Origin of the sequence: Treponema denticola, assembly GCF_024181645.1 — a bacterium.
Taxonomy (GTDB): Bacteria; Spirochaetota; Spirochaetia; order Treponematales; family Treponemataceae; genus Treponema_B; species Treponema_B denticola_A.
Genome location: NZ_CP058624.1, coordinates 140,121 through 162,937, shown reverse-complemented (window position 1 = coordinate 162,937; position 22,817 = coordinate 140,121). Strand labels below are relative to the sequence as shown.

18 protein-coding genes are annotated in these 22,817 nt (G+C 36.1%); 11 read left to right on the top strand and 7 right to left on the bottom strand.

Annotated elements, in window-relative coordinates; all coding sequences use genetic code 11:
• Positions 1–3: 3 nt before the first annotated feature.
• Complete coding sequence (gene tmk / locus HO345_RS00675) at positions 4–645, bottom strand: dTMP kinase (protein WP_253683385.1); 642 nt, start codon at positions 643–645, stop codon at positions 4–6.
• A gap of 32 nt (positions 646–677) precedes the next feature.
• Between tmk and HO345_RS00670 the strand changes: the two genes are divergently transcribed.
• From HO345_RS00670 to mutS, 4 genes are read left to right on the top strand one after another with little or no spacing between them, the layout of a single operon-like run.
• Complete coding sequence (locus HO345_RS00670) at positions 678–5,195, top strand: translocation/assembly module TamB domain-containing protein (protein ID WP_253683384.1); 4,518 nt, start codon at positions 678–680, stop codon at positions 5,193–5,195.
• Between the two features lie 14 nt (positions 5,196–5,209).
• Entirely contained in the window at positions 5,210–7,666 is a 2,457-nt protein-coding gene (gene bamA, locus HO345_RS00665; RefSeq protein WP_253683383.1) for an outer membrane protein assembly factor BamA, read from the top strand.
• A gap of 9 nt (positions 7,667–7,675) precedes the next feature.
• Complete coding sequence (locus tag HO345_RS00660) at positions 7,676–8,203, top strand: OmpH/Skp family outer membrane protein (RefSeq protein ID WP_253683382.1); 528 nt, start codon at positions 7,676–7,678, stop codon at positions 8,201–8,203.
• 13 nt (positions 8,204–8,216) lie between these two features.
• Positions 8,217–10,880 (top strand): DNA mismatch repair protein MutS, encoded by a 2,664-nt coding sequence (gene mutS / locus HO345_RS00655; RefSeq protein WP_253684574.1) that lies wholly within the window; start codon positions 8,217–8,219, stop codon positions 10,878–10,880.
• A gap of 217 nt (positions 10,881–11,097) precedes the next feature.
• Here the strand turns inward: mutS and HO345_RS00650 are convergent, their stop codons facing one another.
• Positions 11,098–12,366 carry an OmpA family protein gene (locus tag HO345_RS00650; protein ID WP_253683381.1) on the bottom strand — a complete coding sequence of 423 codons (1,269 nt, stop codon included), beginning with the start codon at positions 12,364–12,366 and terminating at the stop codon, positions 11,098–11,100.
• A 375-nt stretch (positions 12,367–12,741) separates the two neighbouring features.
• Here HO345_RS00650 and HO345_RS00645 point away from each other — a divergent pair, with 375 nt between their 5' ends.
• The 7 genes from HO345_RS00645 (at position 12,742) to HO345_RS00615 (ending at position 16,815) form a co-directional block, all read left to right on the top strand.
• Positions 12,742–12,999 (top strand): type II toxin-antitoxin system RelB/DinJ family antitoxin, encoded by a 258-nt coding sequence (locus tag HO345_RS00645; RefSeq protein WP_002677040.1) that lies wholly within the window; start codon positions 12,742–12,744, stop codon positions 12,997–12,999.
• A gap of 132 nt (positions 13,000–13,131) precedes the next feature.
• Positions 13,132–13,440 (top strand): nucleotidyltransferase family protein, encoded by a 309-nt coding sequence (locus HO345_RS00640; RefSeq protein ID WP_253683380.1) that lies wholly within the window; start codon positions 13,132–13,134, stop codon positions 13,438–13,440.
• A 188-nt stretch (positions 13,441–13,628) separates the two neighbouring features.
• Positions 13,629–13,844, top strand: a complete 216-nt coding sequence (locus HO345_RS00635; RefSeq protein WP_253683379.1) for a hypothetical protein — start codon at positions 13,629–13,631, stop codon at positions 13,842–13,844.
• Complete coding sequence (locus HO345_RS00630) at positions 13,841–14,236, top strand: PIN domain-containing protein (protein ID WP_253683378.1); 396 nt, start codon at positions 13,841–13,843, stop codon at positions 14,234–14,236. The genes HO345_RS00635 and HO345_RS00630 overlap by 4 nt, the downstream gene beginning before the upstream one ends.
• A 53-nt stretch (positions 14,237–14,289) precedes the next feature.
• Positions 14,290–15,195, top strand: a complete 906-nt coding sequence (locus HO345_RS00625; protein WP_010694704.1) for a helix-turn-helix transcriptional regulator — start codon at positions 14,290–14,292, stop codon at positions 15,193–15,195.
• A gap of 205 nt (positions 15,196–15,400) precedes the next feature.
• The gene (locus HO345_RS00620) at positions 15,401–15,913 is read left to right on the top strand and encodes a ClbS/DfsB family four-helix bundle protein (protein WP_253683377.1); all 513 of its coding nucleotides are present in this window, start codon (positions 15,401–15,403) and stop codon (positions 15,911–15,913) included.
• A 32-nt stretch (positions 15,914–15,945) separates the two neighbouring features.
• A complete protein-coding gene (locus HO345_RS00615; protein ID WP_253683376.1) occupies positions 15,946–16,815 on the top strand; it encodes an SPL family radical SAM protein in 870 nt (289 codons plus the stop codon).
• Here the strand turns inward: HO345_RS00615 and HO345_RS00610 are convergent.
• From HO345_RS00610 to HO345_RS00590, 5 genes are all read right to left on the bottom strand, one after another.
• Positions 16,812–18,857 (bottom strand): FtsX-like permease family protein, encoded by a 2,046-nt coding sequence (locus tag HO345_RS00610; protein WP_253683375.1) that lies wholly within the window; start codon positions 18,855–18,857, stop codon positions 16,812–16,814. The genes HO345_RS00615 and HO345_RS00610 overlap by 4 nt on opposite strands.
• 27 nt (positions 18,858–18,884) lie before the next feature.
• The gene (locus HO345_RS00605; protein ID WP_253683374.1) at positions 18,885–19,646 is read right to left on the bottom strand and encodes an ABC transporter ATP-binding protein; all 762 of its coding nucleotides are present in this window, start codon (positions 19,644–19,646) and stop codon (positions 18,885–18,887) included.
• A 94-nt stretch (positions 19,647–19,740) separates the two neighbouring features.
• Positions 19,741–20,820 carry a sensor histidine kinase gene (locus tag HO345_RS00600; RefSeq protein WP_253683373.1) on the bottom strand — a complete coding sequence of 360 codons (1,080 nt, stop codon included), beginning with the start codon at positions 20,818–20,820 and terminating at the stop codon, positions 19,741–19,743.
• Positions 20,798–21,496, bottom strand: a complete 699-nt coding sequence (locus HO345_RS00595) for a response regulator transcription factor (protein WP_253683372.1) — start codon at positions 21,494–21,496, stop codon at positions 20,798–20,800. Before HO345_RS00595 ends, HO345_RS00600 begins: the two co-directional genes overlap by 23 nt.
• A gap of 143 nt (positions 21,497–21,639) precedes the next feature.
• Positions 21,640–22,812, bottom strand: coding sequence for a M20 metallopeptidase family protein (locus tag HO345_RS00590; RefSeq protein ID WP_253683371.1), 1,173 nt, complete (start codon positions 22,810–22,812; stop codon positions 21,640–21,642).
• Positions 22,813–22,817 lie beyond the last annotated feature (5 nt).

The following is a 22,817-nucleotide window of genomic DNA, read 5'->3' as shown; positions in this document are numbered from 1 at the left end:
CGATTATATTTTCGGCAAATCTTTTAGAATACTCCATAATTTCTCGTGAATTTCTTCAATTTGTTCAACAGCGTTAATTGTAACTATGTTCATTTTAGGCTCTTTTAGTCTGTACTCATCTATAATTTTCTTATACTCGTCTTGAACCTTGTATTGAAAGTTTTTTTCTTCGTATATTTCGAGAACATTACTGCGCCCCATTACCCGATTCATGGAAATATCTACAGGCAGATCAAAAAAGAATAAAAATTCCGGAAGGGGAAAACCCTCGTTTTGCAGTTTTGCAAGACCGGCAGCCCCTGCTGCAGCTTGATAGGCAAGGCTCGAAAAAACATATCTATCCGAAAAAACAGCCCTTCCCTCATTAAGCCGGTTAATAATACCTTGTAAGCCGTAAATATGCTCGCAGCGGTCAGCTGCAAATAAACGGGTCATCGTTTCAGGGGCAAGCTTAAACGAACCTTGAAGAGCCGAACGGATTAAAGTCCCTATAGGGCCCGATGTAGGCTCTTGCGTAAACGAAACAAGGGAGCTCTTATCCTCAGACTCAAACCTTTCCTTTAGAAGCCTTATCTGGCTCGTAGTACCTGAGCCGTCTATACCTTCAAATACAACAAAGTTGGGTAATATCATGAGGTCTATCATAACATTTTTTTTTTTGATATAATAGTAGGCTGGTGAAAAATATAAAAAAAATACGCATCATAGAAATTATCATTTTTCTCGCAATAGTTGTAAGCTCATTGATAGTTTTTTATCCGGCAGCCAAAGCACTGGAAAAGGAGCTGGTATATGTAAGGGACAAGCTTATCAAAACTGTGGAGGACGAATTTGAAATAAAAATCACCTATGAATCCATATCTCCTTCCTTTTTTGACAGGATAAAAATCAGGGATGTTACTATTTACAATGCTGCAACAAACGAAAAAATAGCTCATTTTTCGTTACTTTATATAGATTATAGACTTACCTCTCTAATAAAAAAAGATTTTACATCCGTAATTGCCTCCTTAGGAGTTTATGACGGAATTATAGACTTTAACATTGAAAAGAATAAAAATATTTTAAAGAAATTTAATACGGAAGATAGAGCCGAAGAGCTGATAACAACAAATCAAAAAACAGAAACCGATACGGCATCTTCTTTAGATATGCTAAAAATTATTGAAGCTGTTTCACAAAAAATTAAAAATACAAAACCCGTAAAACTCGAATTAAAAAATATTGCTTTAAACTACAGCAATAAAAGCTCAAATATAGATTTTTATACCTCAAGCGGAAAACTTACATTGGATTCCGGTAAAATTGACGTTTATATAAATTCAAGTCTTAGATATAGTAATTTTATGCAAACAAATTTTCCGGACTTAAGCACACTCATAAATATAAACGGTTCATTTTATCCCGGCAATATGTCGGCCTCATCGATACTAAACTTTTCGGATATAAAGATGGGAAATATTTATATAGATAAATTTTCTCTATTTGCATCATACTTAGACAAGACAGCATCCATTACAACCATGCAAGATATTCAGCCCATTGATGTAAAAATATCTTGGAATCTGGCAGAAAATGCAGGCAGCATAAATCTTGAGTGTAATGACTTAAAACCTCTGTTAGCCGTCTCCTCTCCCGAAGGAACAAACATTCTTAAAGAATTAAAAGATGCCGCTTTTACAGGGCAGTTTAATTTAAGTTTTTCTAGACCAGAAAAACTCCTGTGGGATACGGCTTTTTCGATTAAGCTGCCGAAATTTCAAATAGCCGGCAACAAAATTGAAAAATCCGTACTCAGCTTTAAGGCCGATGGAACTGATGACCTTATAAACCTTAAAAATTTAAAATTAACTAATTCCGATATAAATTTATCTGCACAAGGCTCCTACAAAATAAAAGAAATTTTACCTAATTTTTATTTAAACATTTCAAAATTTAAATTACCATCCGGTGAAAATATGGCGATGAACCTAAACGTCTCTTCAAATAAAAATAAAATATTTTTAAAAATTCCCCGTGCCGACATCGGCAAGGCCTCGTTAGAAAACATACAGGGCTTACTGGATAAAAAAACGGGAAAAACGGATATATATCTTTCCGGAAAGGATTCTAGCGGAGGTTTCAGTATTGACGGGACATGGACTCATCCTTCAAAAAACGGATCATCCGACAAAAATAAAGGTTATTTAGAGCTTCATGGAACTATAGACAGCATCAGTATTGAAAACATTTACAATGGAGCGGTTTCTTTTACGGACTTAACAGTTCCCATGCAAAATTTATTGGAGGCTTCAATCGCCCCCGTTCAAATGACAAGTGAATTTTATATATCAAGCGACCTTGAACACTTTTCGTATAATATAATACAGGCTGTTCTTGCATCAAAATCTAAAAACGGATTTTATAGCTTGTTTTCTCTGCAAGGGAACGAATCTTCTCTTAACATAAGCGATATCGACGTTCTTTTTAATAATATGAATCTACGAGGAAACATAAATTCAGCCTTTGAAAAAGACAGTATGATTTTTGATTCGCTTTTAACCTTAAACGATATAAGCTATAAGGTTTCAGGCCTCTTGACTGATGAAATGATAAGCATTTACGGAGATTATAATCTAAACGTAAATATTCTAAAGGAGGCCGAAAAAAAATTAAAAGGAACTATACAGGTAAAAGAACTTCCCGTGCCGTTTATAGATTCTCTTTTTTCTGCCGATACTTCTTTTGAATTTAACAATAATAAAAATTGGGAGCTTACCTGCAATTACGCAAAATTGGAATATCTTGGAACCGATATTACAAAAACCGATGAGGGCCTTGAATTTTATGCGGAAGGTTATGCAAAACCTACAGAAGTTTTTTTTCATAATGTAAAAGCCGGAATAAAAAATAAGCAGCTTGAAGGAACTGCAGCTTTTAATTTAATTCCTTCTTCAGACGAAAATATTAGTCAATACGCATCCAATCTTTCTCTCTTAGATAAAAACAAAACAGAGAGCTTTATTTTCAATTCACTATTTACGCTTTCGGATAAAATTTACTTTGACGGAACATGTAAAATAAAAGATATATCCCTTAACCGTTTTTTAAAAAAACAAAAACCTGAAAATAAAATAGGAGCAGAATTTATATTTCTGGGGAATAAAGATTCTCTTTCGGTAAAAGCCGACTTAAAAAATATGTCATTTAATTTAAACGGTAAAAATCTTGAGGGAAAGGCCTCTGCCTTTATCGATAACGATAAGATGAATCTTTATGAATCATCCTTTAAGTGGGGAATTCATAAGATTGATAACATTGAAGCTTTTATAAATCCTTCAGAGCAAAAAGGAGCTCTTACATTCTTATATGAAGCAGAAACAAAAAAGCAAGACAGCCAAGAAAATCCGGATACAAAAGCTTCTTTTTCATTTAATTTTACATCTACAGCAGATAAAAAAAATACGGAGAACCAAAACATAATCGAAAACACTATCGGTTTGACTTCTCATTTTACTATTGACATGAAAATATCCGATTGGATCCTCGCCGGTCAAAAGGGAGAAGGAAGCATCAAGGCTTCATTGGTAAAAGAACCAAGTATTATAGCCCTGTATGCAGGTGACAATGACGAAATATACGGTTTTAAAACAGATGACGGGCTTGTGTCCCTCCATATAGACGAATCTTTACCGCTCCATTTAAACGTTGACGGTAACCTGTCACAGGATAATATAAATCTTTCCGTATCAAATATAGGTATCGACCTTGCAAAGGTTATAAACCTTATACCGAATAACAATATTATAAAATTCTCAGGCGGCAATGTTCAAGGCGATCTCCAAATAAGCGGCACTCAAAAAGACCCTCTGTTTTACGGGACTCTTAAAGGAGAAAAGGTGTTCTGTACCTCACCCGGATATTCTCCCGATACCTATGGTCCTGTCGAAATTCCCATACAATTTAACGGAACCCTTATATCCGTACCATATACTATTCTTCACGGAAAAATCGGAAGCCTATGGGGTGAGGCTTCGTCGGAATTTATCGGATGGATTCCATATTATACTACCGTAGACTGCGGAGTCCTTGAAAACACACAAGGCTTAATAAAAACAAAAAATAGAGCTTTTCATGCGGACGGAAGAGCTGAAGGAAAAATAAGGCTTGAAATAAATCCTAAACTGGTTACTCTTGAAGGAGACGCATATTTTGACAAGGGCTATTTTTCGGTTCCATTTGCTGATCTGCAAAAACAAAGTGAGCAAAAATCAGACGGAAACGCTACAACTGCTTTTTACATGAATCTAAATTTAAATTTGGGAAAAAAATCCGAATTTAGGTATCCATCAACTGACTTACCTTTTTTAAGAGCCCTAGCTTATACCGAAAGTGAGCCTTTTAACCTAAACCTTGACACAAGCACGGAAAAATTTGAAATGTCAGGATCTGCAAAAATTCGTACAGGCGAAATATTCTATATAAAAAGAAACTTCTATATAAAAGAAGGAGAACTAAAAATTCTTAACTCGCCTTTTCAGGAAATTGAACCCATAATATCGCTAAGAGCAGAAATAAAGGATAAAATGGCCGACGGCCAGCCGCTTACAATAAATTTAACGGCAAAGGATCAGCATCTTGACCTTGAACGGTTTAGACCGGTAATCACAACCTCCCCCCCAATGGCTATGTCTGATTCCGATACAATGAACTTGATGGGACAGGTTGCCTTAGGCGATTTAAAAAACGGCAATATTTTAAAAGAAACACTACGCAATACCTCGGATATTTTAACAAATATGGGTATCATGAAGAAAGTTGAACAAGAAGTCAGAGACTTTCTTCATGTAGATGTATTTTCCTTAAGAAGTCTACTTATACAAAATGTTATTTTAGAAAATTTATTTAGATCTTCAAAGGATAAGCCATTGACAATTGGTAACTATTTTGATAATACAAGTGTTTACATTGGTAAGTATTTCGGTTCTGCCATATATGCAGATGCAATGCTGCATCTTAGCTATTACGATCCGCTTTCTGCAAAAACAGATGTTGTTAGAAAATCGGTTTATGAGAATTTACTGTTTCAACCTGAAATAGGTTTTGAGATGAATACTCCGTTTTTTCAGCTTAGATGGCACATAGCTCCGAGCAACCTCGATTCTCTGTTTGTATCAGATACAGGATTGACACTATCATGGAAATTTTCTTATTGATTAAGGGGATAAAAATGTTAAAGAAAAAAATTATAGGTTTTATGCTAATCTTATTTGCTTTAAATTGCTTTGCTCAAGAGCCTGAGGGATGGTATAATGGAAAACCTGTTTTAGAGATTCAGTTCAAAGGTTTACAAAATATCGCCGGCTCAGAATTAGATGAAATCTTCAAATCATACAAAAAAAAGCCTTTTTCTGATGAACTATATTGGGAAATATTACAAAAAATCTATGCGTTGGATTATTTTACCGATATTGTTCCTAAGGCAATACCGGCAGACGACAAATATCAATACGTATTTTTGGAATTTATAGTCAAAGAAAAGCCGGCCGTAAATAATATTGTATTTACAGGTAACAGCAATATCAGAAAAGCAGACTTACTTTCAGCTATCAAGGTAAAAAAAGGCGACATTTTTAATGAAGTTAATATAAAAAATGCTGAAAGAGCCTTAAAAGATTTTTATATCGAAAAAGGATTTACAAAGGCGGAAATATCAAGTAAAACTTCTGAAGATAAAGAAAAAAACAGTGTAAATGTCGAATTCTTTATAAAAGAAGGCAAGACATCCGTTATAACTAAGATACTTTTTGAAGGAAATTCAAAATTCCCCGAAAAGGCCTTAAAAAAAGTTCTTGTATCTAAAGAAGCATGGTTACTGCAAAAGGGATTTTTTAGAGAAGATGCTCTGCAAGCCGATAAAAGTGCGATTAAGCTATTATATGGAGAGCATGGATATATAGATGCCCATGTTGAAACTATAAAGAAGGACGTAGATACCGAATCCGATCCGCAAAAAGATCAAATTACCCTTACCTATGTAATAATGGAAGGAGAACAGTTTACCTATGCAGGAGTAGACTTTGAAGGAAACTATATTTTTTCAACCAAGGAATTAAGTGAAAAATTCAAGCTTAAAAAGGGTGATGTATTTAATTTAAGGAAATTTGAAACAGGATTTGGAGATGTAGCCAACCTATATTTTGAAAACGGTTATACCGGAAACTATATAGATAAAAAAGAAAATCGTAATACTTCAACTAAAGAAGTTTCTTATACGATTATAATCGTGGAACGTGAACGAAGCCATGTAGAAAATATAATAATAAAAGGGAATACAAAAACTAAGGACCATGTTATTCTAAGAGAAATCCTAATAAAGGAAGGGGATGTATTCTCTAAAACAAAACTAATAAATAGTTTTAGAAACTTAGCTAACCTAAGATATTTCTCGACCGTATTACCCGATGTTTTACAGGGTTCAGAGCCTGATCTTGTGGATATTGTCATCAATGTTGAGGAACAATCGACGGCCGGAATTCAATTCGGTGTTACTTTTTCAGGTTCGCCGGATCCGGATACCTTTCCCATGTCCGTATTTGCACAGTGGGAAGAAAAAAATTTATTTGGAACAGGAAGAGAGCTTTCGGCTAGTGTCAATGCCGCAAGCGATACACAGAGCTTAACCTTAGGGCTAACGGAAAACTGGTTTTTAGGTAAGCCTCTTTCGGTAGGTTTTAATTTTTCGGTATCTCATAAAAATCTATATACTTATCAGGATATACTTTATCCTTTTAACAATGTTCCTGACCCTCATACGAGTATGGAAGAATTTAATAAAAATCCCTCTTTATCCGATGCCTTTAAGATGAAATATGACCGTCTCGAATTCGGTTTAGGTATGAATTCGGGATACAGGTGGTTCCCTAAATTTGCAATTATCACTCTACGAGGAGAACTAAATTTCGGTCTTGTAAAGAATTTCTATAACAGTACGCTGTATAGACCTGCCGAAGAAAAAATTAGAAATCAACAGGCAAGATGGAGCTTAAGCAACTCTTTAAAGATAAAGCTGTCTGTAGATGACAGAGACCTTACATATGATCCTTCTAAGGGATGGTTTTTAAGCCAAGAAGCAAGCTTCTTCGGTCTTTTTCCTAAAATTGAAGATGAATACTTTTTTCAGTCGGATACAAAGGGAGAGTTTTATATTACACTCTTAGATTACCCTGTAAGCGACATCTGGAATCTAAAATTTGTTCTAGGTTTTTACTCCGGATTTTCCTTCCAAATCCCTCTTGCTAAACAGCCAATCAGTTTTGACAGAATGCTTTATATTGACGGAGCATTTAAAGGACGAGGCTGGATTGGAATGGGACTTCAAGGAGCCGGAACCGTTATGCAAAATAACTGGATAGAATTCAGATGGCCCTTAGCTCACGGAATCTTATCTTTTGACTTTTTCTTTGACGCTGTAGCCGTTAAAAATAACTTACAGGATTTAAAGTCCTTAAGTATAAACGATTATTATTTCAGTTTCGGCCCGGGATTGCGCTTTTCAATACCTCAATTTCCCCTGCGTTTGATGTTTGCAAATACCTTCAAATCCAAAAACGGAAAACCGGTATGGGGCAACGGAAAAGGTGCCGACTGGAGATTCGTTCTTTCATTCAATATACCCAATTTATAGGAGGTTAGTATGAATAAAAAAAGTACCTTAATTATTATTGTTATGTTATTGATGTCTCTTGGAATCTATGCACAACAGATTACCCGCTTTGCAGTTATAGATACAGGACTTATCTTTGACACCTTTAGGCGTGATGCAAAGGCGGCGAGGGACTATCAGGAAAAAAAGGAAAAGTTTGAAAATCAAAAGAAGCTCCTTGAATCCGAGATTATACAGCTTAGACAAAAAAAAGTTAGTGCCGAAGCTGACGGACAGGAAGCTGAAGTAAAAAAATATGAAGAAAAAATAAAAAGCAAGATAACCTTATTGATGGAATATGTAAAGGCTTCCAATGACGAACTAAATATGCTCAGAAAAAATCTTATCAATGATGATGTTTTTTACAGCAACCTATACGAATCCGTCCGCCGCGTTGCAGAATCTGAAGGCTACACAATGGTTTTAAGCTATGAGCATAACGCAGGTATCATATGGTATAGCCCTACTGTAGATATTACAGACAAGGTTATTCAAGAACTAAGAAAACGAAGTGAATAAACCTCAAACGCCCATGATGAGGCAATACCTCAGCATTAAGGCAAAATACAAAGACGAGATACTTTTTTTTAGACTCGGCGATTTTTATGAGATGTTTTTTGATGAGGCCGTCGAAGTAAGCCGAATCTTAAACCTAACCCTCACAAAAAGAAACGATGTACCTATGTGCGGTATTCCATATCATGCCGCAAAAATCTACATAGCCCGCCTCCTGCGTGCAGGAAAAAAAATTGCTATATGCGAGCAAGTTACGGAACCCGTAGCAGGAGGCCTGACCGAGCGCAAGGTAGTTGAAGTAATTACCCCCGGTACCGTTGCCGAAGACGACTTTTTAGAGCAGGGAAGCAATAACTACCTTGCCGCAGTCTATTGCTCAAATAAAAAAACGGAAGGCAACAGCGGATTAGACTACTATGCAGGCCTTGCCTATATCGATGTTACCACAGGCAATTTTTTTGCTACCTCTTTCCCCAAAACAGACTTTAAAGAGCAGTTTTTAAAAGAAATAGGAAGAATTAACCCCAAGGAAATTTTAATTCAGCAGTCGATTCAAAGCGAATTCCCGGCTTTAAAGCAAATCCTTTCGGAATTTCCTTCGATGATGCAAAACTTTTACCCCGACTGGAGCTTTAACCCCGATCAAGCCGAAAAAAGACTTTGCTCAAGCTTCGGGACGGAAAACTTAAAGGGCTTTTTACTCAATACCGATTCGCCTGAAGTTCCGCCCGCCGGTCTTTTACTTCAATACTTGGAAGAGATTTCGGGAAGGGACATTTCCCATATTTCCGGCATCAAAATTTATGCCGAAAGCGACTTCGTTTCCTTGGACGATTCCACGAGGAAAAATTTAGAGCTTTTGACAAACTTGAGGGATAACAGTCCCTCGTACAGCCTTTTTGAATCCGTAAATTATACAAAAACGGCCATGGGCACCCGCCTTTTGAGGAGGAGGATAAGCTATCCGCTCCGTTCAAAGAAGGAAATAGATAAGAGGCTTGACAAGGTAAACAGTCTTTTTAAGGACGGAAAGGCATCGGCTATTATACGGGAGACTCTTTCTTCCATACTCGATATTGAACGACTTTCAGGCCGCATTGCAATGCAAAAGACTCACGGCAAGGATCTTCTTGCCCTAAAACAAAGTCTTAACTCCGTAATAAGAATGGGCAGCCTCATAGAAGAAAAGAAACTTAATTTTTTGCAACTCAGCGATGAAGAAAAAAAATTGCTGACCGAAATCCAAAACCTTTTGGAAAATTCGATAGACGATGATTGCACAATAGCCTTAAATGACGGAAAACTTATAAAAAAAGGCTTTTCAAAAAAGGTAGACACGATAAAAAATATAAAAGAAAATGCCCACGAGATTCTTGAAAAGTATTTGGACGATGAACGGAAAAAAACGGGTATCAATAACCTAAAAATAAAATATAACAGAATGATGGGCTATTTTTTGGAAGTGTCTTTAGGAAATATCTCGGCTGTTCCCGATTATTTTATCCGCCAACGATCCCTGTCAAATGCAGACCGTTTTACCACCGAAACCTTAAAACAAATTGAAGATAATATAAATAACTCGGAAGAAAGGCTGATTGAAGCCGAAAAAGAAGTTTTTGATGAGGTTTGTGCCGAAATAGGCTCCCATCACTGCTTTTTACAAAAACTTGCCGAAGAAGTTGCCGAGCTGGATGTAAACCAATCCTTTGCACAGGCCGCAGTTTTACACGCTTGGACAAGGCCCGAACTTTGCAGCGATTCCGGCATCTTAAATATAACAGGCGGCAGGCATCCCGTAGTCGAAAACCATCTTAGAGCCGGAGACTTTGTACCCAATTCCATTAAACTCTTATCCGGAGAAAATTCCAATCCTGAAGATAGAAACATTCCGTCCTTTGCCGTCATTACGGGACCCAATATGGCAGGAAAAAGCACCTTTTTGCGGCAGACAGCCTTAATCTGCCTATTGGCCCAGATAGGCTCCTTTGTTCCGGCCGAAAAGGCCGTTTTAAGCCCCGTAGATAAGATTTTTTGCAGAGTGGGAGCTACGGATAATCTTGCTAGAGGAGAATCAACCTTTTTAGTCGAGATGATAGAAACGGCCTACATCCTTAATTCGGCAACTCAAAACAGCCTTGTTATTATGGACGAGGTCGGCCGTGGAACTTCTATGGAGGACGGTCTTGCCATTGCTCAGGCCGTAAGCGAACATCTCCTTGACACCATAAAGGCAAAAACCCTCTTTGCAACCCACTACCATGAGCTTACCCGTTTAGAGCATGAAAAAATCATAAACCTAAAATTGGACGTGCTTGAAGCGGAAGGAAAGATAGTCTTTTTAAAAAAAGTCGTCCCCGGAGCTGCCGGAAACTCTTACGGAATCCACGTTGCAGGCCTTGCCGGTATCCCGCAAAGCGTTCTAACAAGGGCCGAAAACCTTTTATATATGCGAAGCCAATTTCAAAAAGAACGAATCGGCCAAGAAACAGGTAATTCCTACAGCACAGCCAGAGCCTCCGAGGAAAAAGCTTCTTCAAGTCCGGCTGCAAAAGGCCTATCCCTCTTCCCTGAAGAAGAGCTTATCTTAAACGAAATCCTTTCAACCAATCCCGACGAAACAGCCCCTATAAAAGCCCTCCAGCTAATCGCCTCATGGAAAAACAGGCTCTCAGGAAAATAGGAAAGGTAAAGCCCAAGGAGCAAACCGCACAAGTATTGAGCTCATGCTCAACTTTGCAAAGATAAATTTAGAAGTTGAATTAAACGAGCTAATAGCTTATACTATGAAAAAAGTATAGAATTCAAGGAGATTTTGCCTAACCGCTCATATCGAGCGGAATCCTCATTCATTAAAAGTATTGATTCTTAGCCTGTTTATCGGCTTTTGATCAAAAAGTTTACTTATCCAAAATAGTAATTTCTACTCTTCTGTTTTTAGCCATATTTTCAGGTGAATTATTGGCGGCAACGGGCCTGCGGGCTCCGAAACCTCGGGTGTACACATGTTCTCTTTTTTGAACGCCCAAGTCAATAAGATAATTGGCTACGGCAGCAGCCCTTTCTTCAGAAAGCGATTGTCTTTCTTCTTCGGTACCGGCTAAAGCCGTATGTCCGGAGATCAAAAATTCCCTATCGGGAAATTTTAAAAGAATTTCGCCTATTTTTTTTAATTTTTCTTTTTCACTTTCTCTTAAAATTGCAGAATTGGGCAAAAACTGGATATTTTCAATACTGATTGTTAAGCCCTCATCGGTTTTTTCAATAGTAGTATTTTCAAGATTTAGATCTTCAACACTCTTTTTTATTTCTTCTTCAGTGCTTGTATCTATCTTTTTTACTTCAATAACCTTAGCCCTTGCTGACCCTATAAAATCATAGGTGTAGCCTGAATAAAGGAGCATTTTAATGCTAAATTCTTCATTATAGCAATATAGATTTCCTCTTTCTTCATCCCAATACAGGTTTTGCCTCGATTTTCCTAAAATTTTAACAGGCACGTCTATTTTTCCCTTATAATTTTTAAGAACCTCTTGAGGAACAGCATGGTTTAAATCATAGCTTGCAGTTATGTGGCGGTAGGTTTGACCGTCTATTTCTGCAAGGCCTATGTATTGATATTCAACCTTGAACGGAAAAGTGAAAGGCTTTTCAATCCCAAAGGCATCCCGAAAATCGTGGGCCTCAAAGCCTTCTCCTGTCCAAGTATCACCGGGTTTAACGGGATAATTTGGAAAAGTCGGCACGTTCCGTACCACAGGCATAAAATATTCATCGCCTATAGAGTAAAAGCCGGCTTCGTCCCGCCTAAAAACGCTTGGGTAATTTCGGGACCAGTCAAATGTTTTATTGGAATTTTGCTCGCTGGTCATAAACATACACGAAAAAAGAGCTGAAGCGGTTTTATCGCCTTCTCCGGTTTCTATATCCGAAACTTCTACCTCAATTCTGTTGATAATTTGGGCTTTATGATGGAATTTTCCGTTTACATAGACCTTTTCATCCACAACGGAGTGAATTTTATACGCATCATCGTCAATAAATTTAAATTTAAAGAGAAAATCAGCGTTTTTTTTACCCTCTTGAGCAAAAAGGAGAGAAAAAAGCAAAATAAACACAAACAAGACAAGTTTTTTTAAAATATTATTCTTAAAAATACGGTATTTCACACTTTCTTATCGGTATTTTTAGAATAAACCTTTAGAAACACTTTTTTACAAAAAAATGCTCTTTTTACACAAAAATTTAAAAATTTTTCTTAAATTTTTAAGTTTTTGTGTAACCAAAAGCCCCTAAATAGTTTTGTTTAGTGTATGTTGAACGACAACAAACAATTCAATATACCTCCTTTGCAGTTTCCCGACAGGTTTTTCTCCTCCTTTTGCCTGTCGGGTTTTTTATTTTTTATAGATAACTACTACAATCTAAATGCAGATTACATTGATAGTAAAAATACCTCATTTCAAAAATTACTGTATTTTATATATAATTATTGACATTATATATAATTATATATAAAATATAGGTATAAATTAGGAGGTTTTATGGCTCAAATAAATGTCAACATAAGGATGGATTCAGAAGTAAAACAAGAGGCTGAACAGCTTTTTGACAGTTTAGGCATGAATATGACAACTGCATTTAACATTTTCATTCGTCAATCATTGAGAATCGGCGGTATACCATTTAAAATTATAAGTGATGAAAGAGGTTTTTATAATAAATATAATCAAAAAAAACTACATGCTGCTGCTAAACGAATGAATGAAGGGAAATATATCGTGCATGATATAGTGGAATAGGCAAATAATTCAGTGTAGAACCCATTATGGTGAAAAATGATAATACTTATTTTATTGCGGCATAAAATTTATTTAATTTACTACATACAAACGCGGAATATTGTGCTATAATAAGGTTGTCAGGAGCAGACTATGATAACAAATGAAATCCGTGCTATTGCCGAGAGGCTTCAAAAAAGCGTAAATCCTCAAAAAATCTACCTTTTCGGGTCTTTTGCAAGGAATGAAGAGAAGGATGATAGCGACTATGATTTTTATCTTGTAATGTCAGATTCTATAACAGACAGGCTTTCAGTTTCCCAAAAAGCTTATCGCTCCTTGCGCGGTTTGAAGCGCCGTTCGGTCGATATAGTTGTCGGCTCTGTTTCCGGTTTTGAAGAAAGAAGAACCCGTAAGACCCTTGAAAATATCGTAGATCGTGAGGGGGTTGTATTGTATTAAAAATGAAAGTGATGTAAAAGAATGGATTCGCTATGCGGATATGGATGTTATTTCTGCAAATCATCTGAATGAAATTCAATATCCAAAGCCTATGGAGATAATCTGTTATCATTGCCAACAGGCGTTTTGAATCGGTAACTTGAAACCTAGTGTTTTTTGTGATATGATTAAAACAAGGAGGGTTAATTATGTCTTATGATATATTAATTGAGCAAATACGAACTCTACCGGAACAACTTTTGATGTCTGTTTCTGTATTTATTAAGTTTCTTCAATCGGAACAACATAGTGTTTTAACTAAGCATACAGAAATCAAAAGCAAGCAAGATTTTTTTGACTTGGCAGGGAAAATTCATTTAGATTGTAATGCCGTTACTGAACTACGGGAAAAAAGTCTTGTATGATTTTAGTAGATACAAATATAATAATAGATTTTTGGAACAACCCAATAGCCAAAGTAAAGAAAATTTTTGAGAAAAACGATATAGCAATTTGCGGCGTTATTAAAACAGAACTTTTACGAGGAAGTAATTCCGATTCGCAATTTTTACATATCGAGACAGCACTAAGCGGTTTTTATTACTTAGATTTTATTGAAAATGATTGGATTGAGCTTGCAAAACAATTTATTACTTTCAAAAGAACAGGCCTTACAGTTCCGTTTCAAGATGCTGTGATTGCATATCTTGGAATAAAATATGATTGCAAAATATGGACAAATGATAAACATTTTAAGCTTATGCAGGCAGCTATTCCCAAACTAAAATTATATGAAGAAACTCCGGAAGAATGTTAGGCAGGAGGTCATATCTGTAGTGTTTGTTTTCCTGAATTTTTAAGAGTTTAACTATGCGCTCGGAAAGACTTTTTGAAATCGTATTTATTCTCCTCAACAAAAAACGAACGACGGCGCAGGAGCTTGCAAAAAAATTCAGCGTATCGGCTCGTACCATTTACCGCGACATGGATATTTTAAGCAGTGCAGGAATTCCGGTGTATACAATGCAAGGTTCCGGCGGAGGAATTTTTATCGATGAAAGCTACACAATCAATAAATCGATTTTAACAAAAGAAGAACAGGAGAAAATACTGCTTGCTTTGCAATGCCTTTCACCAATTGATGAGATTCACACCGAATCCATTTTGAACCGCTTATCCGCAATCTTTCAAAAAAATGCAGATTGGATTAGGATTGATTATTCCCGCTGGGACAACAAAAACGATCATCAACTTTTTAAAACGCTTAAAGATGCAATTTTAGAAAGAAGGGCCGTCAAGCTGGAATATCTCAGCTCTTATGGAGAAAAAACGGAACGAACCGTCTACCCCTTACGTCTTTTGTATAAATCGAAGGCTTGGTATGCTGAATGCTATTGTACCGAAAAAAACGCATACAGACTTTTTAGATTAACCCGTATACTTTCTATTACAAAGACCTTAAAAACATTTAACCGTACAGACCTGCTAAATAAAATACCTGACGATAAAAAAGCAGCACCGCCTCCCCTTACAAACATTAAATTAAAATGCACTGCTAAAAACGCCTACAGACTCTACGATGAATTTCCGCAGGAGCTTATCGCAAAAAATTCCGACGGCTCATATACTCTGAATGCAGCCCTCCCTTTTGATTCGTGGGTCTGCGGTTTTATCTTGTCTCTAGGTACCGAAGTAGAAATCCTTGAACCGGAAAACTTAAAAACCGAAATCGCCCAACTTGCAGAAGAAATTATGAAAAAGCATAGAAAAGTTTAAATTCTTTTTTCAAACCTGACACATTCTGACAGGTTGATGTGCTATAATGAGTTTACATATTTTTAAAAGGAGATATGATAAACAGTTCGGCAGAAATTCAGCCTCACTGTTTATCAATATTGTATGCGGTTTGTAAACAAACCGCTTGAAAAAACTTTTTTCGGAAACTTAGGTTTCCTGCAAAAAGTTTTTATAGGAGTATACGATGCCGAGACCTACGACAAAAGAAGATTTGATTTTTGCTTCAAATGAGCAGTTTGAAAAACTGTGGAACTTAATTGACGGTATGACCGAAAAAGAAAGAACTGCCGATATAAATCCGAACGAGCGCGATAAAAATGTACGCGATGTGTTGGTTCATCTTTATGAATGGCACTGTCTTTTATTGAATTGGATAAAATCCAACACAAAAGGAAAACCGGCAGCCTTTTTGCCTGAACCTTACAACTGGAAAACTTATCCTGAAATGAATGTTGAGTTTTGGAAAAAACATCAAGTCACTCTTTATGCCGACGCCGAAAAAATGCTTAAAAAAACTCATAAAGAAGTTATGAAACTAATCGAAACCTTTTCCAATGAGGAACTTTTTTCAAAAGCTGTTTTTAACTGGACAGGTACAACCACTCTCGGAAGTTACTGCGTGTCCGCTACTTCCAGCCATTATGACTGGGCTATAAAGGATATAAAAAAAGCATTGAAAAAATATAGAGCACGATAACACAAATGCTGCCGGAGTTTTAGGAATAATACATGCACTTTGTTCAAGCGAAAGGAATTTTATCAGCTAAAAACGGAATGAACTTGTACCGCGGCTGTACGCACGGGTGTATTTACTGCGATTCAAGAAGTGAATGTTACCAAATAAAACATATGTTTGAAGATATCGAAATAAAAGAAAATGCAATAGAATTGCTTGAAAGCACCTTGCGTCGAAAACGAAACAAGTGTATGATCGGTACCGGTTCTATGACCGACCCGTACATGCCGCTTGAAGAAAAAATCGGCATGACGCGGAAAGCGATAGAAACAGTTTACCGATACGGCTTCGGGTTTACGGTAATAACGAAATCGCCGTTGATATTGCGAGACCTCGAACTTTTACGGGCGGTAAACAAAAAAGCAAAATGCGTTGTGCAGATGACGCTGACCACATATAACGATAGCCTGTGCAAAATACTTGAACCGAATGTTGCCGTTACGAGCGAAAGGTTTGCCGTACTAAAAAAACTGCGTGATGCGGGTATCCCAACTGTTGTGTGGCTCACACCGATTCTGCCTTTTATAAATGATACGATAGAAAACATAGAAGGCATTTTACAGTATTGCATCGAGGCAAAAGTGTTCGGTATCATCTGTTTCGGCATGGGCTTAACGCTCAGGGACGGCAACCGCGAATATTTCTATAAAAATCTTGACGCAGCTTTTCCGGGGCTAAAAGAAAAATATATACAACGCTATGGCAACAATTATTCCGTTATAAGTCCACACAATGCACGCCTTATGAATCTATTCCGCACACGCTGCAAGGAAAACGGAATAGAATACATCCCCGATACAATATTTTCTTATTTAACCGCTTTTGAGGATCAACGAAAAGAAACACAGCCTGAATTGTTTTAATTGATAATTTTATTGTACTTATTCAAAGTAATTTTATAAAAAAGCAAATATAAAATCAGGGTAAAGCCTCCGGTTAAAAGCAGGGCGGCAAAAAAGACTGCCGTGTTAAAAAGGCCGAAGACCAATAGGAGGCGACTGAACAAGGGAGAAGCAAAAAAGCAGTGGACTATCGAAACCAAAACAGGCAGCACAAAGAGCCAGACAAGCTGGGCGTGTGAAGCTTTTTTGATTAAAGAAGAGTCCATTCCTATTTTTAGCATTATTTGATAGCGTTTTCTATCTTCTACACCTTCAGCAATCTGTTTGAAGTACATAATTAGGATGAGCCATATTAAAAACATAAGACTTAAAAAGCCTCCTAAAAATAAAAAGCTTCCGTCAAATTCTCTTCTGTCTTTATAAGACTGAAATTTATTATCATAAAAAAAATCTGCATCCGAAGACTTTACCAATTTTTTTATGTCTTGAATGTAGCTTTGAGGAATAGTTTTAAGCTTATCGGCGGAGGTATTCCAAAACAATGCTTCTTCAAGTGCAAGCAGTTTTTTATTTTTAAACCTTGTTCTTGCATTTTCTTTTAATGAGTTTAATTCATTTTTAATAAGCTCAAGATTTTCAGAATTTTTAGCTATCAGATTTATATAAGGAAATGGCGAATACGGAATATAGGGCGAGTTATTCATTATAGAAACAAATTCGCTTTCAAGTTTTTTTAGTTTAAATTCTTTTTGCCCTATTTGTAATGGCTTTTTGTAGTCAATCTTCTTATTAGAAAAAATAAAAAACTCATCATCACTCATACTTGCAACATCTGTCAATAATTTTTTATAGAGTTTATCAGGGAAAATATTTTTAATATCTTCAAAACTGCATAACATAATCTGAACATTGTTGCGGGAAAAATATGAATCATCATTTTCATAAAGAGTATTATCCCTTATATTTGAAATTCCATAAAAATATCTTACATATAAAAAATCATTTGTTTCCATATTATGCTTTAAGCCTATTTTTTTTATGTCCGCAATTAAGCTTTCTTTATTTTGTAATTCTACATTGTCTTTTTTAAAGAGCCTATTCAATTGATGATTTCGTATAAAGGCCTTTGATATGATTTTCTCGCTTACCATATAAATACTTGTTACTGAAGCTAGGGTAAGCAAGATCATCGTAAGCAAAATACAAATACTTGCCAAGCCCTTTGCATGCTGTCCCATCCTATAAATCATCCCCGAAACGGAAATAAATTTTGCAGGCCTGTAATAGGATTTGCGTTTTTTCATTTTATTTAAAATAAAAATGGTAATACTTTCAAAAAAGAAAAAGGTTCCTGCAATCACAAGAAGAACGGCAGGTAAAAATGTTTTTAAGGCGGTTATGGGATTAAGACTTAAAACTGAAAGAGTATAACCGCTTCCGATAAAAAGAATAGCAAGAAATGTCTTTAAGCGTAAATATTTTGATCTTTTTTCTCCGCTCTTTGATTCGGTTAAAAGCTGAATGGGATTTAAAAGGCTTATCTTCTTTAAATTATAAAGATAATTTATTGTAAAAAAACAAAAGAATACTATACTCGCAGGTTTTAAAAAGCTAAAGGAAAGACTGTAGTTTATTTTTGAAGGAATACCGCTTACCTTAAACAAGATTAAAAAGCATAATTTTCCAAAAAGAGCGGAACCTATTGCTCCGAAGAATAAACTCAAAAAATAACAGGCTAGGAATTCAAAAAATAAAACTCCTGCAATATGTTTTTTTTCGAGTCCTAAAACGGTATAAAGTCCTATTTCTTTTACTCTGTTTTTAATCAAAAATTTATTTCCGTAAAAGATAAAAATCATTGAAAAGAAACCTACTATTATCACACCGAAATTCATCAAGGTAATTAAACCGGCTGAATTTTGACTAAAGGCTTCTTTTGAAAGCGTATACATAATCGAGAACATCATTATCGAAAGTGAGCAGGCAAAAATGTATGGAATATAGGTTTTTGCTCCCGTCGAAATATTTTTTTTGGCAAGTTGAAAATAAAAATTAAGTTTCATAAATTTTTCTCCCGTACCTTATTCCCATTAAGAATCCATTTTGTTCATCATAAAAAGACCTTCGTTGATCCTTTCTCTGAATAGAGCCTGTCCCATATCGCCTTTATATATTTCGTAATAAATATTTCCGTCACGCAAAAACAAAACACGCTTTGCATAACTTGCCGCCCGTGCACTATGGGTTACCATTATGATAGTCTGCCCTGCCTCATTCATTTTAACAAAGGTTTCTAAAAGCATGTCCGATAATTTTGAATCAAGAGCACCTGTAGGTTCATCGGCCAAGATGAGTTGCGGTTTTGTAATAAAGGCCCTTGCAGCAGCGGCCCTTTGACATTGCCCGCCTGAAATCTCATAAGGATATTTTTCGAGAAGGTCTGAAATCCTCAAGGCTTTAGCAAGAGGAAGGAGTCTTTTATTCATCTCATCAATAGGATAATTTGAGAGCACAAGAGGAAGTAATATATTATCCTTTACGGAAAACTGATCCAAGAGATTATAATCTTGAAACACAAAGCCTAATTTATTACGCCTAAAAGCCGAAATATCCTTAGTCTTTATTTTGGATATGGGTTCTCCTTTTAAAAATATCTCGCCGGAAGAAGGCTTATCCAAGGTTGCAAGTAAATTAAGCAAGGTCGTTTTCCCCGAACCGGATTCTCCCATAATAGCCGTAAATTCATTTTTCTTTACCGAAAAACTTACATCGCGCAAGGCAATCGTTCCCTGTTTTGAAAATCGTGACCTGTAAATTTTTTGAATATTTTTAACATCAAGTAATGTTTCCATAAAACACCTCCATAAAACTCCATACGATTTAAATAATTTTATCAAAAAATTAAAAGTCCTGCATTGACGGAGCCTTACATTTTGTTTTTTTGACTTACATTTTTGTAAGGATTGAAGTTTCTGTACCGAGTTTAACCTCTGCCCTAGTCCATGCACCTTGAAGAGAGTTTATTGTAAGAGTGCAGCCGAGCCTTTCGGATATTTCTCGAGCAAGGTAGAGGCCGAGGCCTGTAGCTTTTTCGCTGAGGCGGCCGTTTAAACCGGAATATCCCTTATCGAAGATTTTGGGGAGGTCTGAAGGGCTTATTCCGATTCCGTTGTCTTCAATTACAAGGACTGAAGGATTTTGATTTTCAATATAGATGCTTAAAATTCCTCTTTTGCCGTCTATACCGCAATATTTTAGGCTGTTGGAAATTATCTGCTCAATCATCAATTCAAAAAGAACCGGATCGCTTATAATGTTTATATCACAAGGTTTATAATTAAGTTCTATATTTTTATAAATAAAAATACTTCTGTATTTACGGAAGATGTTTTGCAAAACCTCATTTAAATTAAACTTAAGAAAATCCAAATCCTTATCCGGTCTTTGGAGCTTTAAATAATGCAATGCCATTTGGGTGTAATTATCTATACTTAAAAGAGCTCTTTTTATTTCAAATATTTCATCTTTTGAAGAATTCATATTTTGCAATAAAATATTTATAGAAGTAATGGGTGTTTTTATTTGATGAATCCAAAGAGAAAAATAATCGTTTTGATCGGTAAGCATTTTACGGTTCTTATAAATAGAAGCTTCTCTTTCCAAGATTATTTTTTTTATCTTTTTTAACGAAATAATTTGCGGTAAAGAAAGGTCAAGCCTATTTTCAAACTCTTCATCATCAAAAAATGCGCTTCCCGAATTTACTTCATATTGCTCCACGAGGTCAAAATAATTTTTTATTTTACGATAGTAAAAAATAAATTTTAATATAAGGAAGATAATCAAAATGGAAATGCTTAATGAGCTTATATAAGATACGAGCCCCTTTTCGGCATTGCTCAAATATAAGATAAGTACTTGTAAGAAGGTTAAAAGAAACGGAACAAATATAAATAAAAAATTATCTTTAAAAAAACTTTTTATAATTACGCTTAATTTTAACTTACCTGTTTCCATAATTTTCATTTAGTTTATATCCCAAACCTTTTTTGTTTTCGATAAAATTAAAAAGACCGGCGTTTTCCAGCTTTTTGCGCAAGCGGGTTATATTTACCGAAAGAGTATTATCGCTGACAAACTGATTATTTTGCCACAGCACATCCATAATTTTTTCTCTCGAAACAAATTCGCCTTGAGCCAAATAAAGGCATTTTAAAATTTTAATTTCATTTGCAGTCAACAAGGTTGTCTTATTATTATACACAAGAGTGAGCGTGCTCAAATTTAAAACAGTTCCGGCAAAACCGACTTCATTCATCGAAGCGGTAAATTGGTATGTCCGCCTGATAACGGCCTGTATCTTTGCAATGGTTATATCCATATCAAAGGGCTTTTCGATATAATCATCGCCTCCCATTTGCATGGCCATTACAATATCCATCTTATCGTTACGGGAGGATAAAAAGATAATGGGGACTTGAGACTTATTCCTGATTTCGGAACACCAATGATAACCGTTAAATGCCGGAAGCCCTATATCCATTAAGACCAGAGAGGGGGCATAGTCTTCAAACTCCTCCAAGATATTACTGAAATTTTTTGCACAGCGTACATTAAAGTCCCATTGCTCCAAATTCTTTTTTAAAACCGAGGCTATTGTTTTATCATCTTCTACAATCAAAATTTTTATAAGCTGTTTCATTTTTTTATCCCGAATTATAAAAACCAGTATAGCATATTAGGATATTTAATGCAAATATAAAAAGCCGCCCTAAACATCAAAGTTTAAGACGGCTTTAAGAATTTGATTTTTAATAAACTTATAAACCTTAACTCAGTATAAAATTATTTACCAAGTTCCTTCATTACATAAGCTGCAAAGAGCGCAGCGCCTCTGTAAAACTGTGATTCATCTAAGGCAAATTTGGGATTGTGGTGAGGCCAAACTTTTCCTTCAATAGGTGAAGGCGTTGCCAAGAATATAAATGAACCCGGAACTTTTTCTAAGTACCATGCAAAATCTTCTCCTCCCATAACAGGACGCTGCATAAGCTTAACATCATTCGGGAAAAGTTCTTTGGCAACTTCCATAACCTTATCTGTAACTTTCGAATCGTTTATAAGAGGCGGCGGCTGTCTAAAGAATTGATATTCAATTGCCCCCCTAAAAGACTTTGCAATATTGGAGGCAACTTCTTCAATCCGTTTTGCTATCAATTCCCTCGTCTCATTTGTTACAGCCCGTACGGTTCCCTCAAGATAGGCTTCAGGCGGAATTATATTGAATGCCGAACCTGAATGAAATTGCCCAACCGTTATTACAGCCGGCTCTGTAGGATGCACCTCGCGGCCTAAAATTTCCTGTATGGCGACAACTATGTGAGAGCCGATTACAACGGGGTCTACTGAAAGAGAAGGATAAGCTCCGTGAGCTCCTACACCTTTAACCTTAATTGAAAATTTATCCATACAGGCCATCATCGAGCCCTTTGAAAAAAGGAATTCCCCGGACTTTACTTCATCGCTTATACAGCCTACATGAAGTCCCAGGATTTCTTTTACATCATCAAGGATTCCTTTTTCACAAATGTCTACGGAACCTGTTCCCAGTTCTTCTGCAGGCTGGAAGATAAGCTTAACGGTTCCTTTGAAGCTGTCTTTTAAATCGTTTAATACCTTTGCGGCCCCAAGCAATATCGATGTATGAGCATCATGACCGCAAGCATGCATAAAGGAATTCTTAGAAGCAAACTCAAGCCCCGTAGCTTCACAAACAGGAAGGGCATCCATGTCCGCACGCAGAGCGATAACATCTCCTTTTTCTGCACCGTGAATATAACCTATAACGGCACTCTTTGCCGCATTTCTGTCATACTTAATTCCAAACTCATCCAATTTTTTACATACAAAATCTATTGTATTAGGAAGCTCAAAGCCGACCTCAGGATTTTGATGTAAATAGCGGCGCCATGAAATTATGTCTTTTTCTATTTCTTTTACTTTTTTTAATATATCCACTTTTT

Bases quoted from the DNA above. Each gene is read 5' to 3' on its own strand.
- HO345_RS00615 (WP_253683376.1), top strand. From the start codon at position 15,946: ATGCACTTTGTTCAAGCGAAAGGAATTTTATCAGCTAAAAACGGAATG.
- mutS (WP_253684574.1), top strand. From the start codon at position 8,217: ATGATGAGGCAATACCTCAGCATTAAGGCAAAATACAAAGACGAGATA.
- HO345_RS00640 (WP_253683380.1), top strand. From the start codon at position 13,132: ATGATAACAAATGAAATCCGTGCTATTGCCGAGAGGCTTCAAAAAAGC.
- HO345_RS00635 (WP_253683379.1), top strand. From the start codon at position 13,629: ATGTCTTATGATATATTAATTGAGCAAATACGAACTCTACCGGAACAA.
- HO345_RS00630 (WP_253683378.1), top strand. From the start codon at position 13,841: ATGATTTTAGTAGATACAAATATAATAATAGATTTTTGGAACAACCCA.
- HO345_RS00625 (WP_010694704.1), top strand. From the start codon at position 14,290: ATGCGCTCGGAAAGACTTTTTGAAATCGTATTTATTCTCCTCAACAAA.
- HO345_RS00600 (WP_253683373.1), bottom strand. From the start codon at position 20,820: ATGAAAATTATGGAAACAGGTAAGTTAAAATTAAGCGTAATTATAAAA.
- HO345_RS00610 (WP_253683375.1), bottom strand. From the start codon at position 18,857: ATGAAACTTAATTTTTATTTTCAACTTGCCAAAAAAAATATTTCGACG.
- tmk (WP_253683385.1), bottom strand. From the start codon at position 645: ATGATAGACCTCATGATATTACCCAACTTTGTTGTATTTGAAGGTATA.
- HO345_RS00595 (WP_253683372.1), bottom strand. From the start codon at position 21,496: ATGAAACAGCTTATAAAAATTTTGATTGTAGAAGATGATAAAACAATA.
- HO345_RS00645 (WP_002677040.1), top strand. From the start codon at position 12,742: ATGGCTCAAATAAATGTCAACATAAGGATGGATTCAGAAGTAAAACAA.
- HO345_RS00605 (WP_253683374.1), bottom strand. From the start codon at position 19,646: ATGGAAACATTACTTGATGTTAAAAATATTCAAAAAATTTACAGGTCA.
- HO345_RS00660 (WP_253683382.1), top strand. From the start codon at position 7,676: ATGAATAAAAAAAGTACCTTAATTATTATTGTTATGTTATTGATGTCT.
- HO345_RS00620 (WP_253683377.1), top strand. From the start codon at position 15,401: ATGCCGAGACCTACGACAAAAGAAGATTTGATTTTTGCTTCAAATGAG.
- bamA (WP_253683383.1), top strand. From the start codon at position 5,210: ATGTTAAAGAAAAAAATTATAGGTTTTATGCTAATCTTATTTGCTTTA.